Below are 14,568 nucleotides of genomic sequence, written 5' to 3' on the forward strand. Positions count from 1 at the left end.
ATTAGCTTTACAAGTGTTTACCTTTGCAGCTCGATTCCATTTTAACATAAGCTTTGAAAATGACGCAAGAAAAAGTACTGGAAGCCCTTTCAAATGTTCAGGAACCCGACCTGGGAAAGGATATTGTGACCCTGAATATGGTGAAGGACATACAGATAGAGGGAAATTTCGTTTCCTTCACCGTGGTGTTGACCACTCCTGCCTGTCCGATGAAGGACATGATCAAGAATGCCTGTATCAATGCAGTGAAATTACTGGTCAATAAGGATGCAGCCGTTAATGTTAAGTTTACAGCTAATACGACCTCCAAAAGGAATGACCCCGGCACGGTGTTGCCAAAAGTGAAAAATATTATTGCCGTAGTAAGTGGAAAAGGGGGAGTGGGCAAGTCGACCGTTTCATCCAACCTGGCACTGGCGCTTGCTTCAGGCGGTGCGAAAGTGGGGTTGATGGATGCGGATATTTATGGACCGAGTGTGCCGATCATGTTTGGTGTACGTGGCGATCGTCCGATGATGGTGGAAGTGGAAGGAAAGGGAATGATCGTTCCGCTGGAGAAATTCGGCATAAAACTGATGAGTATCGGTTTGCTGGTGGATGAAAAGAATGCCGTGGTATGGCGTGGCCCGATGGCCAGCAGTGCGATCCGACAGTTTGTGACGGATGTTTACTGGGGCGAGCTTGACTATCTCGTTGTGGATATGCCTCCCGGCACCGGCGATATCCACCTCACGCTGATGCAGACCGTTCCGGTAACCGGTTCAGTGATCGTGACCACGCCGCAGGATGTGGCACTCGCGGATGCGAAAAAAGGTATCGCGATGTTCAGCCAGGCACAGATGAACGTGCCGGTGATCGGATTGGTAGAAAACATGAGCTATTTCACTCCGGCCGAATTGCCGGATCATAAATATTATATATTCGGAAAGGAAGGCGGGAAACGTCTTGCTGATGAATATGATCTCCCGTTCCTGGGACAGATCCCACTCGTGCAAAGCATCCGTGAAGGTGGCGACCAGGGGGTGCCGATCATGGTGAGTGATGACGAGATCACAAAACAGGCTTTTAAAGAATTTGCAGCGCATGTGGTGAGAGGGGTTTCGATGAGAAATGCGAACATGTCGACGGAAAAGCTCGTTGAGGTAGTTGGGTAGGTTTTTCTATCCGATTGGCGTAAGAGTATCGCAAAGGACGCAAAGGAATCGCAAAGGACGCAAAGGAATCGCAAAAGACGCAAAGGAATCGCAAAGGACGTAAGGAACTGCAAAGGACGCAAAGGGGTCTCAGAGCACGCAAAGATATCTTAGCGCCCTTTGCGTTCCCTTTGCGTCCTTTGCGATACTCCTACGCCAGTCAACTACGATTCATATTACGAACCCCATCGTCCGCAGTCCATTTCTTATCTTCGTCTCATGTACAACCTATCCTACTTCAAAGAACAGGACCCCGCTGAAGTGATCGCCTTTGCAAAGGCCCATCCTTTTGTTTTCTTATCCGGCTGTGATGCAGAGAATAAACCCGTAGCCACACAAGTGCCGGTGTTTATTGATGAAAAAGAAGGGAAACTCTTCCTGTCCGGTCACATCATGAAGAAAACAGACCATCATCTCGCTTTTGAACAGAATCCGAACGTACTGGCTGTTTTTACAGGCGCCCATACTTATGTAAGCGCAAGCTGGTATGAAGATAAACGGCAGGGATCCACCTGGAACTACACCAGTGTGCATGCGAAAGGATTGATCCGCTTCCTCGATCACCAGGCTTTGCTGGATGTGCTGCAACGGACAACAGATCATTTTGAGAATAATCCTTACTCCGGGGCGAATTTTAAAGACCTGAGTGAGGAGTACGTAGAGAAAATGGCAAAAGCGATCGTGGCATTTGAGATCGAAGTGACGGCGGTTGATCATGTATTCAAGCTGAGTCAGAACAGGGATGAAAAGAGTTATGATAATATTACAGGGAAATTGAAAGAGCAGGGTGGCGACGCGGAAGTGATCGGGAAAATGATGCAGGCACGAAAAGGAAAAGTATTCTGATAGTCGCAGGGTTTATATCGTCTTGCGTAGATATCGCCAAGCTCTCCAGGTAAACGCAGAGGGCGCTAAGATCATAATATCCTTAGCGCCCTCTGCGTTTCCTTTGGGTCCTTTGCGATACTTTTACAACATGAATATTTCACTCCAAGGAAAAACCGCCGTGATCTGCGGTAGTACACAGGGTATTGGTCTCGCCATTGCCAAAGCATTCGCACAGGCTGGTGCGCAATGTATCTTATTCGCCAGGAATGAAGACGCGCTCAAAGAAGCGGTTGCTTCTCTGGAAGGCGGTGAGAAAGCGCATGAGTACCGCGTAGTGGATTTTTCCAGCAACCAGGCAGTGAAAGAAGCGATTGAAGAAGTTACGCAAAAAAATACCGTCCATATCCTGGTGAATAATACAGGTGGCCCTGCTCCCGGGCCGATCACAGAAGCTTCTGCTGACGCGTTTGCGAATGCATTCAGTCAGCATATCATCAATTACCAGCAACTGGCGCAAGCTGTATTGCCGGGAATGAAAGAATCCGGATATGGCCGCGTGATCAATATTGTTTCCACTTCAGTAAAGATCCCGATCGCGAATCTTGGTGTGTCAAACACGATCCGCGCGGCAACGGCAGGCTGGGCAAAGACACTGGCTAATGAAGTAGCTGCCTGGGGTATAACGGTCAATAATATTTTGCCGGGATTTACCAAAACAAAAAGACTGGAAAGCCTGATCACGAGTAATGCAGCAAAGCAGGGCCTGAGTGAAGAAGAATTGTCCAAAAAAATGCAACAGCAGATTCCGGCGAAACGGTTTGGTGAGCCGGAAGAGATCGCTTCGGTAGCCGCCTTTCTTGCCTCACCCGCTGCGTCATATGTAAATGGTGTTAACCTCCCTGTTGATGGCGGTAATACCGGTGCCTTTTAAAATATCTTCTCAAAATAATAGCTATGCCATTTCAAACAGATCTTGATTTTGCCCGTTCGCTGGATCAGCAGGATGCGCTGAAAGGTTTTCGTGATCAGTTCATCATTCCGGAAAAAGACGGGAAGCAATTGGTTTATTTCCTGGGAAATTCATTGGGATTGCAACCAAAGGCTGCAAAAGAATACATGCAGAAAGTGCTGGATGACTGGGCAAGTCTGGGTGTAGAGTCATTCTTCCATGCGGAAGAACCGTGGATGGATTATCATGATAAATTGACCGGTACACTATCAAAGGTGGTAGGTGCAAAGCCTTCGGAAGTCGTAGTAATGAATCAACTGACGGTGAACCTTCACCTGATGCTGGTGAGTTTCTATCGCCCTACCCAAAAACGTTTCCGGATCATTTGCGAAGCAAAAGCATTTCCGAGTGATCAGTATGCATTTGAAACACATGTAAAGCACCATGGCTTTGATGCACAGGATGCGGTGGTAGAAGTAGCGCCGCGTGAGGGGGAGTTTACTTTGCGGACGGAAGACATTATTGCAACAATAGAGAAATATGCGGATGAAACGGCACTGGTTTTATTCGGTGGTATCAATTATTACACAGGACAGGTATTCGATATGAAAGCCATTGCTGCTGCGGCGAAAAAAGCGGGGGCGAAAGTGGGCTTTGATCTCGCTCATGCCGCTGGTAATATTGAATTGCAACTGCACGACTGGAATGTTGATTTTGCCTGCTGGTGTTGCTATAAGTATCTGAATGGCGGCCCCGGTGCAATTGGTGGTGTGTTCATTCACGAAAAGAATTTTGCTGAAGAGCTGCCACGCTTTGCGGGATGGTGGGGCTATGATAAAGCGACCCGTTTTAAAATGGAGAAAGGCTTTGTGCCGATGTCTGGTGCGGAAGGCTGGCAGTTGAGTACACCGCCGTTCCTGATGTATGCAACCCTTCGTTCTTCACTGGATCTCATAGAAGCTGCGGGGTGGGAGAAGATCCAGGCGAAGCGGAAACAGTTGAATAACTATCTCTGGTTTATGTTGAACCGGATCAATAATGCCGTAGAGCCTGCAGTGATACAGTTCATCACGCCTGAAGCGGAGCGTGAGCATGGTTGCCAGGTATCAATGCTGATGAAAACGCGTGGGCGGGAGATCTATGATCAACTGATCAAACAGGGCTTTATGGTGGATTGGCGGGAACCCGATGTGATCCGTCTGGCGCCGGTGGCATTGTATAATACGTTTGAAGAGGTCTGGAGATTTGCGGATGCGCTGGATAGGGCGATCTCGTTTGATGGGCGCATTGCTTAGTTCGAATGGCGTAGGAGGAGTATCGCAAAGAACGCAGAGGAATCGCAAAGTGCGCAAAGATATCTTAGCGCCCTTTGCGGTCTCTTTGCGTCCTTCGCGATACTATTACGCCATTCATATTTCCAGATCTCTCTGAATCACTTATTTTTGCCGAATTATGAACCGTCAGCAGCTTATAGAACAGATCCGTCTCAAGAAATCATACTTGTGTGTTGGTCTGGATACAGATATTGAGAAGATCCCGCAACATCTTTTATCAGAAAAAGATCCTGTATTTGCTTTCAACAAAGCGATCATTGATGCCACCCGTGATCATTGTGTTTCCTACAAGATCAACACGGCTTTCTATGAAGCGCTGGGCCTGAAAGGCTGGGAGGCAATGGAGAAAACGGTTCATTACATTGGTAAAGATCATTTCACTATCGCCGATGCAAAACGCGGTGATATAGGAAATACTTCCGATCAATATGCAAAAGCATTCTTCTCTGCACTGCCATTCGATTCTGTAACCGTTGCTCCTTACATGGGAGAAGATAGTGTAAAGCCATTTTTACAATATGAAGGCAAATGGGCAATCGTACTTGGGTTAACTTCCAATAAAGGTGCTGCTGATTTTGAATTGCAACAAGCCGGTGGTGAGTTACTTTATGAGAAAGTATTGAAGACCGTAAGCGGTTGGGGCAGTCCCGATAACCTGATGTTTGTAGTGGGTGCCACGCAAGCTGATGAGTTTATCAATATCCGCAAACATACACCTGATCATTTCTACCTTGTTCCCGGAGTTGGTGCGCAGGGTGGAAGCTTGAAAGAGATATCTGAAAAAGCAATGAATCAGGATGTTGGGATACTGGTGAATGCCAGCCGTGCGGTGATCTATGCATCTTCGAAAGAAGATTTTGCGGAGGCGGCGAAGGCGGTGGCGAAAGGGTACCAGGAGGAGATGGCAGGGTATCTGGGAAAGAAATGACTTGTTTAAAAATTTGATCGCTACGGATGCAATATGTCTATATCCGTAGCGATTTTTATTTAGTATTATTTGAAAATGAATTTACCTTTCTCACTCCACCACGGATAATATTCCATTTTTAATCTCCCGGTGATCACTGCAGTATCGGTATTCACGAGTGCCTCAATTTCCGTTGAATCTTTTGCATCCATAATGAAGATGCCACGAAGATCGGCTTCTGCACCGATAGGCCCGGCCATAATGAGTTTCCCTTCTTTTGCGAGACGGTTGATATTGGCCATATGCGCCGACTGGATCTTTGCCGCGCTGGCGCTGTCCTGGGATCGGTTGTTTCCTGATTTCAAAAGCACGAGCCAGTATCGTTTCATTTCACCGCTGTATACCGAGGTATCTGCATTGAGATCATATTTGGGAGAGCCTGTGGCGACGGGTGCATTTTCTGTAGTACTGTTACAGGCAAACAGGGTGGTGATGCTTAAAAGAAAGAGGAAGAACTTTCGCATGTTAGGTAGGTTTGGTTACTACAAGTTAAATGTTTTTTTACTGGTAGTTGTTGTTTTTTTAGTTATTAGATTCATTCATGAGTAGTTACGTCTGATGTTTTTGAAGAGTTCTTCTTTCAAACAATCTTTTAATTTTTTGTCAGCTTGCCAAAGAATGAATAGATAACAGAAACCTTACCTGTTTTATAACAAGATTCAAATGATCATGTGATGAAAAGTCAAGTCTTATCAAAGTAAAAGAGCTGATAAGAGTATTAAAAAATGATGGCTGACGGAAGAAAGAGCAAAAAGTACTCACTTTCAATTGGTGTATTCGGGAAGATTTTTGGGGACGCGAATATTCGAAGATGCGATCGTCAACCCCATGAATAATGTTATTGCGAGCATAATCAGGAATGATAATCTCACCAGGCTAAGTTTTTCCCATAAGGCAGCTTTCCTTGTCAGCACTTCATCGATGTGTTCTGAATAAGCACTTCCAGTGATCGTTACCAACTGCGGGACAAAATAGGCGAAGGTGATGATCAGCACCACCACATAGCCTGCGGAAGTGATCAGCATGCAGGTTCTTCTTTCTGTGCTCCAGAATAATACAATAGATATCAGTAACAGGATCATAGTAACCGGGTGAATGCTTTTCCAGAAAGGAGTGGGGTTGAGCCCGTATTTACCCTGGAACATGCTGAGTGACAAAGGAGGCCCGGCGGACCATTGTGGCACTACGGCAATGTGTTCGTAAATGGCTGCGCCGATCACGACGGAAAAAGAAAGACAGGTCAGAGAATAGATAATGTTCTTTAAGAGCATAAAATTGATTTTAATTATTCAGGTAATGATGTTTTGATTAGGAGAATTATTTTTTAGGAAGAAGCCTTTTGAAGATGCCGTTTGCCTTTGCGTTTTGCTGGTATCCTCCGTTGATGCTGATGCTGCTGGTTGCTTCGATGCTGGCAAGGTTGCCACCCAGCTGAATACCTCCGCCAAGATTGATGGGTGTTTTGGAGATGCCTACCGAAGCGCTGTTCCTGACACCGAAGTCGGCGAATTGGTTGTTTTTGTCGAATGTGAGAAAGGCCTGCGTTTTTACTTTAGCGGTGAGCCCGAAGAATTCGGCCTTTGTGCCGGGGCCAAGCAGCAGGGTTGATCTGCCGGTTTTGAACTCGTGTTCGTAACCACCAACTAAACTTTCGCCGGCCTCGATTGCGTATTTGTCACAATCGATCTTCACAGAAACGGTCCCGATCTTAGCCTGCGCATTCAACCATGATGGACATTGCAATTTCCAGTTCTTGTCAGCCTCGATCAGGCTGTCGACCTCTTCGTTCGTTTTAGGGCTGTAACATTTGGGCAGCATGCTGACGATCTCCCAGGCCGGAAAACTCACCATGGATACTGAAAGAAAGCTGAAGTATCCCGCAACGGCATTATATACCAGCGCCTGGTTGCCGGGACTGGGGTCGAGCTGAACAATATCTACCAGTTGATTGATATAGGCTTTCCATCGTCCTTCGCCTTTCCTGACAAGAGGTTGTATGAATGACGAAAGCTGATAGGCCATATTATCGGCAACCGGTTTGAGTCTTTCCCTGCAGAATTTGATCTCATATGCTTCCTGCGCTTCAACCCGGGTTCCTTCGGGAGGCGGAGGCTGCTTCAATTGATTCAACAGGTTCATATCATCTGTGACCATACTAAGCAGATGATCGCGATCCGATTGGGAAAATGTGGCCAGGTATTCCGGGGTGAACTCTTCCTGAAGCTCATCCAGCATGGCATTCACCAACTCTGTATAGAGACCATGATGCTGGTTTCCCTGTGCGGTTGTGTATCCGACAGAGATCTGTGTCGCGTGCTGCATCCAGCTTAGCTGCTCGGCTTGTATCGAGGCCGCATAAACATTATAGAAATATCGATCCTTCACGATCGCATCAGCAGAGCCGGGTAAAGAAGGGAAAGAAAACTTTCCCATGGTGATCTCTTCGAAGTGATCTTTCTGGGGCCTGCCGCTTCGTTGTTGCCTGCGCTGCATGATCCCGCGGAGGTTTGGCTTCTTTCCCATTCTGTACGCCATCGCCAGGGTGCTGCTTCGCATAGCGATACTCATCTCCTGTTCGAAATAGGCCATAGCGGTGTTGTACTCTTTCTTAAAGTAATGAAGCATACCCATGCTGTGATTGGCTTCGATGTTCAAAGAATCGATCGAAAGACATTGATTGAAGTATTCGGCGGCTTTAAGCATATCACCCAGAGCCATAAATCCCTGCCCGATATTATTCAGCAATGTGCTGCTGTTCGGGATCTTTTGCAGGCAATGCATGAGGAGAGGAATTCCTTTATGTTCCACACCACTAATGTTCAGCATGGCACCAAGGTTATTCAGTAATAACAGCGAATCCGGTGCTTTTGCGGATGCTTCCAGCATCATGGCAACAGCACCTGCCGGGTCATCGGTATAAAAGGAGGCGATCGACTGGTTATTGATCTCTTCAACGGAAAGAGTACTGACTTTTTGTTTGATCTCTTCCAGCTTCGGTGCCGGGATGCCCTGGCGGATCTGTTCGGAAGAAGCTTTCAGGGAACTGACGATCTCTGCTCTTGTTGGCGGTTGGGAAGGGAGAAGCCGGAGACTTTCAATGTCTTTCACAGGAGCTTTGATTTCACCGGGGGAGAGCAGATCGGTTTTCAGCGGAATGTTATGCTGAACAGAAAGAGCCGTCGCTTTGTCCGTGGCATCCTTAAGCATCTTTTTCTTGAATGCTTCGAGTTGGGCAGGCGTCATGTTTTTGAGCTGCTCATAATCCGGGATAGTAGTGGCATTGGTGGTTTGCTGGGCATTTGAACATATAGCGGGCGCAATTGCCAGGCATAGAAAGATCCATTTCTTGAACATAGTAGGAGGTTTAATGATTGCGGGTGCAAATTAGAGCGAGGTTGCAGGGGGCGGAAGTAAGCATGTTATGAAACGGAGGAATGCCTGCGCAAGGCAGTAGTTCGTGAGCATGAAGTCTCTACTGAGAGTTGACGTATTCACTTATTTGCCTGGCATAGCGTTCCCGCAGATTTTCGCAGATATAAGGAACGCAGATGCGCAGAAAGTCCGTTAAAAGAGAATGACCTGCCAATCTGCGCCCTGATCTGCCTATCAGCAGAAGGCTGAGGCAGGGGCATGCAAAGTCATTTGGGCGGTGCAGCAGTGCTTCGGTTGCCTGATCCCTGTTTTTCTCCGTTTGATGACAGGATGTATTTCCGCCGGCTATGTGGCGATCGATATTCGCATCAACAAACAAATCATTAAACCTTTCCAAAAATTGTATCATGAAGCGACAATCAATCAAAACGATCAGTGGAGTTGCCGTTGTTGGGGTCTTGTGTGGCCTTGCCGTCTTATTTTCTTCTTTTTCCCTCCAAAGGAATATGGCGGGAGATTTCCTCAAACAGCTTGGGATTAATAAAGCAGATGCCGATATAAAGATCGGTAATGGGATGCTGGATGGCTATATAGATGGTTATGGCGTAAAGAACTTCAATAATATTATTCGCGGCGATCGGGCAGCGGTTGCTCTGGACCTGCTGAAATATACCAAACAATATGTGACCGGACCATCGTTCATTAAAGAATATAACAATCTGCGTGAGCAAAAGAAGCCGCACATGGAGGCCATCAAAACGCCGGAGTCCATGCAGCAGGAAACGGTAGATATTTTGAAAAAGAACATAGCAGATCTCGAAACAAAATTGAAAAAAGCAGATGCTGCAACGAAACCGGTATTGGAGAAAACACTGGAATCGATGCGCAAGCAACAACTGCAGGCACAGGATCCGGAGAACAGGACTATTGCGAATTACCGGAAAGGTTACCCCGCCATGGTAAAAAGCCGGGATGAGCTTCATGCAAAGAGTATGGCGGACTGGGAAGCTAAATATCCGTCTGATCATCTGCATTTTATCAAAATGCGGCTGCAGCAATTCCTTAATGAAACCGGCGATATAGATTTTGACGCACAACTTTTTATAAAGAACGGTAAGAAATATTTCGAGAACAGGGAGTATGAACGGAAGAGCGACCGATGGAAAATGGCCTTCCGTGCCGGGAGGGAAGTGGTGGAACCTGCAAGGGCTTTTGCACAGGAGTGGATCAAGGCGATACAGAAAAAGTAGTACCTGATAAAGAGCCCGGTGTTCGTGCGAGGCTCCGTACCTGTTTACCCGGCGTTTATTCTTCCCGTAGAAAACATGCAGGTAAGGTGGTAGGAAGTTCAAAATATTGCTGAAGGAACTATTGTTCCCGAGAGACCAAACATCGTTTCTTTAATCTAACAAACAGGCTGTGATGGGAGAGTATTCTAAAAGCAGTATTTTCAATCATATTTGATCAAATGCGCCCGAAACCTCCCACCAGGACCGATATTTTATTGATGGTAGTTCTGATACCTCCAACAATGCTTGTGATAAATTATTCCATGCTGGGAGGCGTTTATTTTGCCAGCCTGGTCAACTTTGCCACGGCATCGCTGCTCACGCTTGTATTCATGTTTGGCATTTGGGTCGTCCAGGGAATGATCGGCAATAAAATGCTGCAACTGTATCCATCTCACCGGCAGGCTTTGAAACGTGTTGTAGTCTTTACAAGTATTAACCTGACACTCGTGGCGATGCTGATCACTTTTTTGTGCTGGCTTTATGGTAACTTCCATTTACTGGGATTTGAATTCACCTTTACAAGCTGGCTGCGTTGCCTGATTGCCTCGGCCATTATTACCATTGTCAACCAGGCCATCTATGAAACGGAATCATCTTTCAGACGTATCAGGGTTTCGCAGCTTGAAGCGGAACAGTTGAAAAAAGAGCAGTTGCAAACGCAGTTCGATTCGTTAAAAGAACAGGTAAATCCGCATTTCCTGTTCAATAGCCTGAATTCTTTATCCTCACTGATCGCAACAGATCCTGAAAAAGCGGAAGAGTTTGTCGAGGAGATGAGTCGGGTATATCGTTACCTGTTGCGCAGCAATGAAGAGCAGCTGACGACCTTACAAAGAGAGATCGAGTTTGTTTCATCATACAATCTTTTACTGAAGACACGATTCGGGGAAGGGTTCAGGCCCGAGGTTTCTGTCGCGGAGCCATTTCGGGATTGCCTGTTGCCGCCCATGACACTTCAGTTGCTGATTGAAAATGCCGTCAAACATAATATAGTTGACCCGGATATGCCGTTAACCGTCAGGGTGTTTACAGAAGAAGGAAAGCTGATCGTTAGCAATAATCTGCAGAAAAAGAATAAGACGGTAATTTCAAATAAGGTCGGCCTGAGCAATATCATTGCGAAATACCGTCTGTTGAATTACCCGGATATAGAGGTCAGCGAAACCGCTGATGAATTCAGGGTCGTTTTACCATTAATAAAAAATAAGGATTGATATGGAAGTACTCATTATAGAGGACGAACAATTAGGTGCGGAGAAGCTGATGCGGTTGCTGAAAGCAATTGACAATTCCATTGAGATCGTCGGGAATACCCGCAGCATCAAATCATCCGTGGAATGGCTGATGGAAAACAAGCATCCCGATATCATCCTTATGGATATAGAACTGACGGATGGCCAGAGTTTCGAGATCTTCAACCATGTTACGATCAAAAGTATGGTCATTTTCACAACTTCTTATGATGAGTATGCGCTTCAGGCATTCAAAGTGAATAGCGTAGACTACCTGCTGAAGCCGATCAAAAAAGAAGAGCTAAAGAATGCGCTGGATAAATACCAGGCATGGCAGCAAAAGTTCTCGGCTCCATCGCTTGATATCACGCATCTGATCAATGAACTCAAGCAGCAGCAGGTTAAAACCTTCCGTTCCCGATTCCTGGTCAAACAGGGACAGAAGCTGTTGAGTGTCGAAACCTCGGATATTGCATACCTATACGCCGAGGGCAGGCTAAGTTATTTTATCTGCCGTGATAAGCAAAAGTTTGTGCTGGACTATACCATTGAAGAGTTGGAACAGATGCTTGATCCGCAACAATTTTACCGGGCAAACAGGGCCTTCCTGATCCATATTAAAGCAGTAGCGCAGATCCATAATTTTTTTAATGGCAAGCTCAAGCTCGATCTGCAGCCAGCCACCGACAAAGAAGTCCTGATCAGCCGGGAAAAGGCAACTGAATTTAAAGAATGGATGGGAAAGTAAATCCGATTGGAATAAGTCATCCGGTTTCGGGCCTACGTGTCATTAGCCCTGTTATTTCAATCAGGTTCATGCCTGCTGTTGTGTAAGTACTTCCGCTGAAAAGTGCGGAGATCGGCTACCGGTCATCTGCCTGGATATCAGAGGTTCTGCCATTGCCATAGCGCCGTCCATTTCCCCTACCTTTGCTCAAATTAAAACCCGATTGCATGGCAGCCCGTACAGACCTGTTCAACAGCCCGGATTATTTTAATGTAGATGAATTACTGACAGAAGAGCAAAAGCTCATCCGTGAATCCGTTCGTAGTTATGTAAAAAAAGAAATATCGCCGATCATAGAGGATTATGCGCAGAAGGCGGAATTCCCTGAACAGATCGTAAAACAACTGGGAGATCTTGGTTGCTTTGGTCCGACAGTTCCGGTGGAATATGGCGGAGGCGGACTGGATTATATCTCTTACGGTTTGATGATGCAGGAACTGGAAAGGGGAGATAGCGGCGTTCGTTCAACCGCTTCGGTACAGGGTTCCCTGGTGATGTACCCGATCTATGCTTATGGCAATGAGGAACAGCGCAATAAATATCTGCCTAAACTGGCAAGCGGTGAATGGCTGGGATGTTTTGGCCTGACTGAACCCAATCACGGGAGTGATCCCAGCAGCATGCTGACCAATATCCGCGATGCTGGTGATCATGTGATCCTGAATGGTGCGAAGATGTGGATCAGCAATGCACCCTTTTCACAGGTGGCGGTTGTTTGGGCAAAAGATGAGCAAGGCATTGTGAGAGGAGTGATCGTTGAACGCGGAATGGAAGGTTTCTCAACACCGACTACGCATGGTAAATGGAGCCTTCGCGCATCGGCAACAGGTGAACTGGTTTTTGATAATGTAAAAGTGCCAAAGGCAAATATACTGCCGAATGTACAGGGCCTGAAAGGTCCGCTTGGTTGTCTCACCAAAGCACGATACGGCATCGCCTGGGGTGCTATCGGCGCAGCAATGGATTGCTATGATACAGCACTTCGCTACTCCAAAGAACGCGAACAGTTTGGCCGCCCGATCGGCGGATTCCAACTCCAGCAAAAGAAGCTTGCGGAAATGGTAACCGAAATAACGAAAGCGCAATTGCTCAACTGGCGACTGGGTGTGCTGATGAGTGAAGGCAGGGCAACGCCGCAACAGGTAAGTATGGCCAAACGCAATGCCTGCGAAGTAGCTACCAATATTTGCCGTGACGCGCGCCAGATGCTTGGCGGAATGGGCATTACCGGCGAATACCCGGTTATGCGCCACATGATGAACCTTGAAAGCGTGATCACTTATGAGGGTACTCATGATATTCATTTGCTGATCACGGGGATGGATGTGACAGGGATGAACGCGTTCAAGTGATTCGTTGTCGGGGCAGAATGACTTGCTTTCGCTTTCGGTAATGAATAGCAGTGCGGTTTTCTTTTGATCGGTCAACGGTGAACGGACAACGGCTAACGACCAAACTACTAAGGTTATAAGTATGAAGATATTCCTCATCGGCTTTATGGGCTCGGGTAAAACCCATCGCGGAAGGCAATTGAGCCAGAAGCTGAATTTGCCGTTCTTTGATCTGGATGAGCAGATCGTGAATTCCGAAGGGAAATCGATCAATGAGATCTTTGCCGAAGAAGGGGAAGAAATATTCCGGTTAAAGGAGAAAGAGGTACTGAATATCATTACGGAAAGTCATGCCTCGTTTATAATGGCTTGTGGTGGTGGTGCGCCCTGTTATTTCAATAATATAGAGTATATGAATCAGTCGGGCGTGACGGTATGGCTGAATACGCCCTTGCAGGTTCTGTTCAAACGGCTGCAAAAGGAGAGAGAGCATCGTCCGTTATTGCGCGATCTTAGTGATGCGCAGTTGAATAATTTCATCGTCCGGAAATTCTCTGACCGTAAGATCTATTACGAACAGGCGAAGGTCTTTATCGAAGATGATGAGGATACTTCGCTGGATCAGATCATCGAAAAAATATTTCATGCATAAATCATTCTTATTGTCCGGGAGTTTGCTCGGAGGTATTGCTGTGATCCTTGGCGCATTTGGGGCGCATAAGTTGAAAGAGATGGTTCCTCCTGAAACGGTGACCACTTTTCAAACGGGGGTCCAATACCAGATGTATCATGCGCTGGCACTGGTGCTCGCGGCAATTGTTTTCGAGAAAACAAGCTCGCAGAACCTGATGGAGTGGGCGGGATTTTGCTTTCTTGCAGGAATACTCTTGTTTTCCGGTTCGCTTTATCTGTTGACAGTGATCAAAGCTACAGAACAAGTGGGACTGTCGAAGATCGGGATCATTACGCCGATCGGGGGATTGTTTTTCATTGCGGGGTGGGTGCTGTTCTTCTTGTCGGCAATGAAGATTGTGAAGTAAATGATCACATCCTTTCTTCAGACATGACGCAGGTTCCGGCAGATGACGTGGATCTTACTTTAATAGGAAAGAAGTGTCATCCTGCTAACGTACCGTTCTATATTTTGTCAGCGCGGATTGCGCAGATCATTTCCGATGGCGGAGATGATCTGCACGATCCGCGCCTTTTTATACAGGCCCTTTGCAGAGGATCTGTGATAATTTCTAAAGAAAAACTAACAGGATCTGCGTATTCAGCGGGAA

14 protein-coding genes are annotated in these 14,568 nt (G+C 46.6%); 11 read left to right on the plus strand and 3 right to left on the minus strand.

Going from position 1 to position 14,568, the window contains the following annotated elements; translation table 11 throughout:
• The first annotated feature begins 59 nt into the window (after positions 1 to 59).
• The 5 genes from LZZ85_RS23460 (at position 60) to pyrF (ending at position 5,232) form a co-directional block, all read left to right on the plus strand.
• Entirely contained in the window at positions 60 to 1,154 is a 1,095-nt protein-coding gene (locus LZZ85_RS23460) for an Mrp/NBP35 family ATP-binding protein (protein ID WP_237875876.1), read from the plus strand.
• A 258-nt stretch (positions 1,155 to 1,412) separates the two neighbouring features.
• Positions 1,413 to 2,039 (plus strand): FMN-binding negative transcriptional regulator, encoded by a 627-nt coding sequence (locus LZZ85_RS23465; RefSeq protein ID WP_237875878.1) that lies wholly within the window; start codon positions 1,413 to 1,415, stop codon positions 2,037 to 2,039.
• 130 nt (positions 2,040 to 2,169) lie between these two features.
• A complete protein-coding gene (locus LZZ85_RS23470; protein ID WP_237875880.1) occupies positions 2,170 to 2,952 on the plus strand; it encodes an SDR family oxidoreductase in 783 nt (260 codons plus the stop codon).
• A 23-nt stretch (positions 2,953 to 2,975) separates the two neighbouring features.
• The gene (gene kynU / locus LZZ85_RS23475) at positions 2,976 to 4,265 is read left to right on the plus strand and encodes a kynureninase (RefSeq protein ID WP_237875882.1); all 1,290 of its coding nucleotides are present in this window, start codon (positions 2,976 to 2,978) and stop codon (positions 4,263 to 4,265) included.
• A gap of 157 nt (positions 4,266 to 4,422) precedes the next feature.
• The gene (pyrF, locus tag LZZ85_RS23480; RefSeq protein ID WP_237875883.1) at positions 4,423 to 5,232 is read left to right on the plus strand and encodes an orotidine-5'-phosphate decarboxylase; all 810 of its coding nucleotides are present in this window, start codon (positions 4,423 to 4,425) and stop codon (positions 5,230 to 5,232) included.
• Positions 5,233 to 5,297: 65 nt separating this feature from the next.
• Here pyrF and LZZ85_RS23485 read toward each other — a convergent pair whose 3' ends face one another.
• The 3 genes from LZZ85_RS23485 to LZZ85_RS23495 form a co-directional block, all read right to left on the minus strand.
• Entirely contained in the window at positions 5,298 to 5,735 is a 438-nt protein-coding gene (locus LZZ85_RS23485) for a YciI family protein (protein WP_237875885.1), read from the minus strand.
• A 300-nt stretch (positions 5,736 to 6,035) separates the two neighbouring features.
• Positions 6,036 to 6,542 carry a hypothetical protein gene (locus LZZ85_RS23490; protein ID WP_237875887.1) on the minus strand — a complete coding sequence of 169 codons (507 nt, stop codon included), beginning with the start codon at positions 6,540 to 6,542 and terminating at the stop codon, positions 6,036 to 6,038.
• A gap of 46 nt (positions 6,543 to 6,588) precedes the next feature.
• Positions 6,589 to 8,625 (minus strand): hypothetical protein, encoded by a 2,037-nt coding sequence (locus LZZ85_RS23495; RefSeq protein ID WP_237875889.1) that lies wholly within the window; start codon positions 8,623 to 8,625, stop codon positions 6,589 to 6,591.
• 425 nt (positions 8,626 to 9,050) lie between these two features.
• On the opposite strand from LZZ85_RS23495, the gene LZZ85_RS23500 reads away from it, so the two are divergent.
• The 6 genes from LZZ85_RS23500 to LZZ85_RS23525 all read left to right on the plus strand — a co-directional run bounded on the left by LZZ85_RS23500 (position 9,051) and on the right by LZZ85_RS23525 (position 14,325).
• Complete coding sequence (locus tag LZZ85_RS23500; RefSeq protein WP_237875892.1) at positions 9,051 to 9,893, plus strand: hypothetical protein; 843 nt, start codon at positions 9,051 to 9,053, stop codon at positions 9,891 to 9,893.
• Positions 9,894 to 10,174: 281 nt separating this feature from the next.
• A complete protein-coding gene (locus LZZ85_RS23505) occupies positions 10,175 to 11,149 on the plus strand; it encodes a sensor histidine kinase (protein ID WP_237875894.1) in 975 nt (324 codons plus the stop codon).
• A 1-nt stretch (position 11,150) separates the two neighbouring features.
• Positions 11,151 to 11,915 (plus strand): LytR/AlgR family response regulator transcription factor, encoded by a 765-nt coding sequence (locus tag LZZ85_RS23510; protein ID WP_237875896.1) that lies wholly within the window; start codon positions 11,151 to 11,153, stop codon positions 11,913 to 11,915.
• Positions 11,916 to 12,121: 206 nt separating this feature from the next.
• On the plus strand, positions 12,122 to 13,306 hold the full coding sequence (locus LZZ85_RS23515; RefSeq protein WP_237875898.1) for an acyl-CoA dehydrogenase family protein: 1,185 nt from the start codon (positions 12,122 to 12,124) through the stop codon (positions 13,304 to 13,306).
• Positions 13,307 to 13,427: 121 nt separating this feature from the next.
• Complete coding sequence (locus tag LZZ85_RS23520) at positions 13,428 to 13,937, plus strand: shikimate kinase (RefSeq protein ID WP_237875900.1); 510 nt, start codon at positions 13,428 to 13,430, stop codon at positions 13,935 to 13,937.
• Positions 13,930 to 14,325 (plus strand): DUF423 domain-containing protein, encoded by a 396-nt coding sequence (locus LZZ85_RS23525; RefSeq protein ID WP_237875902.1) that lies wholly within the window; start codon positions 13,930 to 13,932, stop codon positions 14,323 to 14,325. The genes LZZ85_RS23520 and LZZ85_RS23525 overlap by 8 nt, the downstream gene beginning before the upstream one ends.
• Positions 14,326 to 14,568 lie beyond the last annotated feature (243 nt).

The organism is Terrimonas ginsenosidimutans (assembly GCF_022012415.1).
Classification (GTDB): Bacteria; Bacteroidota; Bacteroidia; order Chitinophagales; family Chitinophagaceae; genus Terrimonas_A; species Terrimonas_A ginsenosidimutans.

Coding starts and splice junctions, on each gene's coding strand:
- LZZ85_RS23500 (WP_237875892.1), top strand. CDS start 9,051: ATGAAGCGACAATCAATCAAAACGATCAGTGGAGTTGCCGTTGTTGGG.
- LZZ85_RS23520 (WP_237875900.1), top strand. CDS start 13,428: ATGAAGATATTCCTCATCGGCTTTATGGGCTCGGGTAAAACCCATCGC.
- LZZ85_RS23460 (WP_237875876.1), top strand. CDS start 60: ATGACGCAAGAAAAAGTACTGGAAGCCCTTTCAAATGTTCAGGAACCC.
- LZZ85_RS23465 (WP_237875878.1), top strand. CDS start 1,413: ATGTACAACCTATCCTACTTCAAAGAACAGGACCCCGCTGAAGTGATC.
- kynU (WP_237875882.1), top strand. CDS start 2,976: ATGCCATTTCAAACAGATCTTGATTTTGCCCGTTCGCTGGATCAGCAG.
- LZZ85_RS23485 (WP_237875885.1), bottom strand. CDS start 5,735: ATGCGAAAGTTCTTCCTCTTTCTTTTAAGCATCACCACCCTGTTTGCC.
- LZZ85_RS23505 (WP_237875894.1), top strand. CDS start 10,175: ATGCTTGTGATAAATTATTCCATGCTGGGAGGCGTTTATTTTGCCAGC.
- LZZ85_RS23490 (WP_237875887.1), bottom strand. CDS start 6,542: ATGCTCTTAAAGAACATTATCTATTCTCTGACCTGTCTTTCTTTTTCC.
- LZZ85_RS23515 (WP_237875898.1), top strand. CDS start 12,122: ATGGCAGCCCGTACAGACCTGTTCAACAGCCCGGATTATTTTAATGTA.
- pyrF (WP_237875883.1), top strand. CDS start 4,423: ATGAACCGTCAGCAGCTTATAGAACAGATCCGTCTCAAGAAATCATAC.
- LZZ85_RS23510 (WP_237875896.1), top strand. CDS start 11,151: ATGGAAGTACTCATTATAGAGGACGAACAATTAGGTGCGGAGAAGCTG.
- LZZ85_RS23525 (WP_237875902.1), top strand. CDS start 13,930: ATGCATAAATCATTCTTATTGTCCGGGAGTTTGCTCGGAGGTATTGCT.
- LZZ85_RS23470 (WP_237875880.1), top strand. CDS start 2,170: ATGAATATTTCACTCCAAGGAAAAACCGCCGTGATCTGCGGTAGTACA.
- LZZ85_RS23495 (WP_237875889.1), bottom strand. CDS start 8,625: ATGTTCAAGAAATGGATCTTTCTATGCCTGGCAATTGCGCCCGCTATA.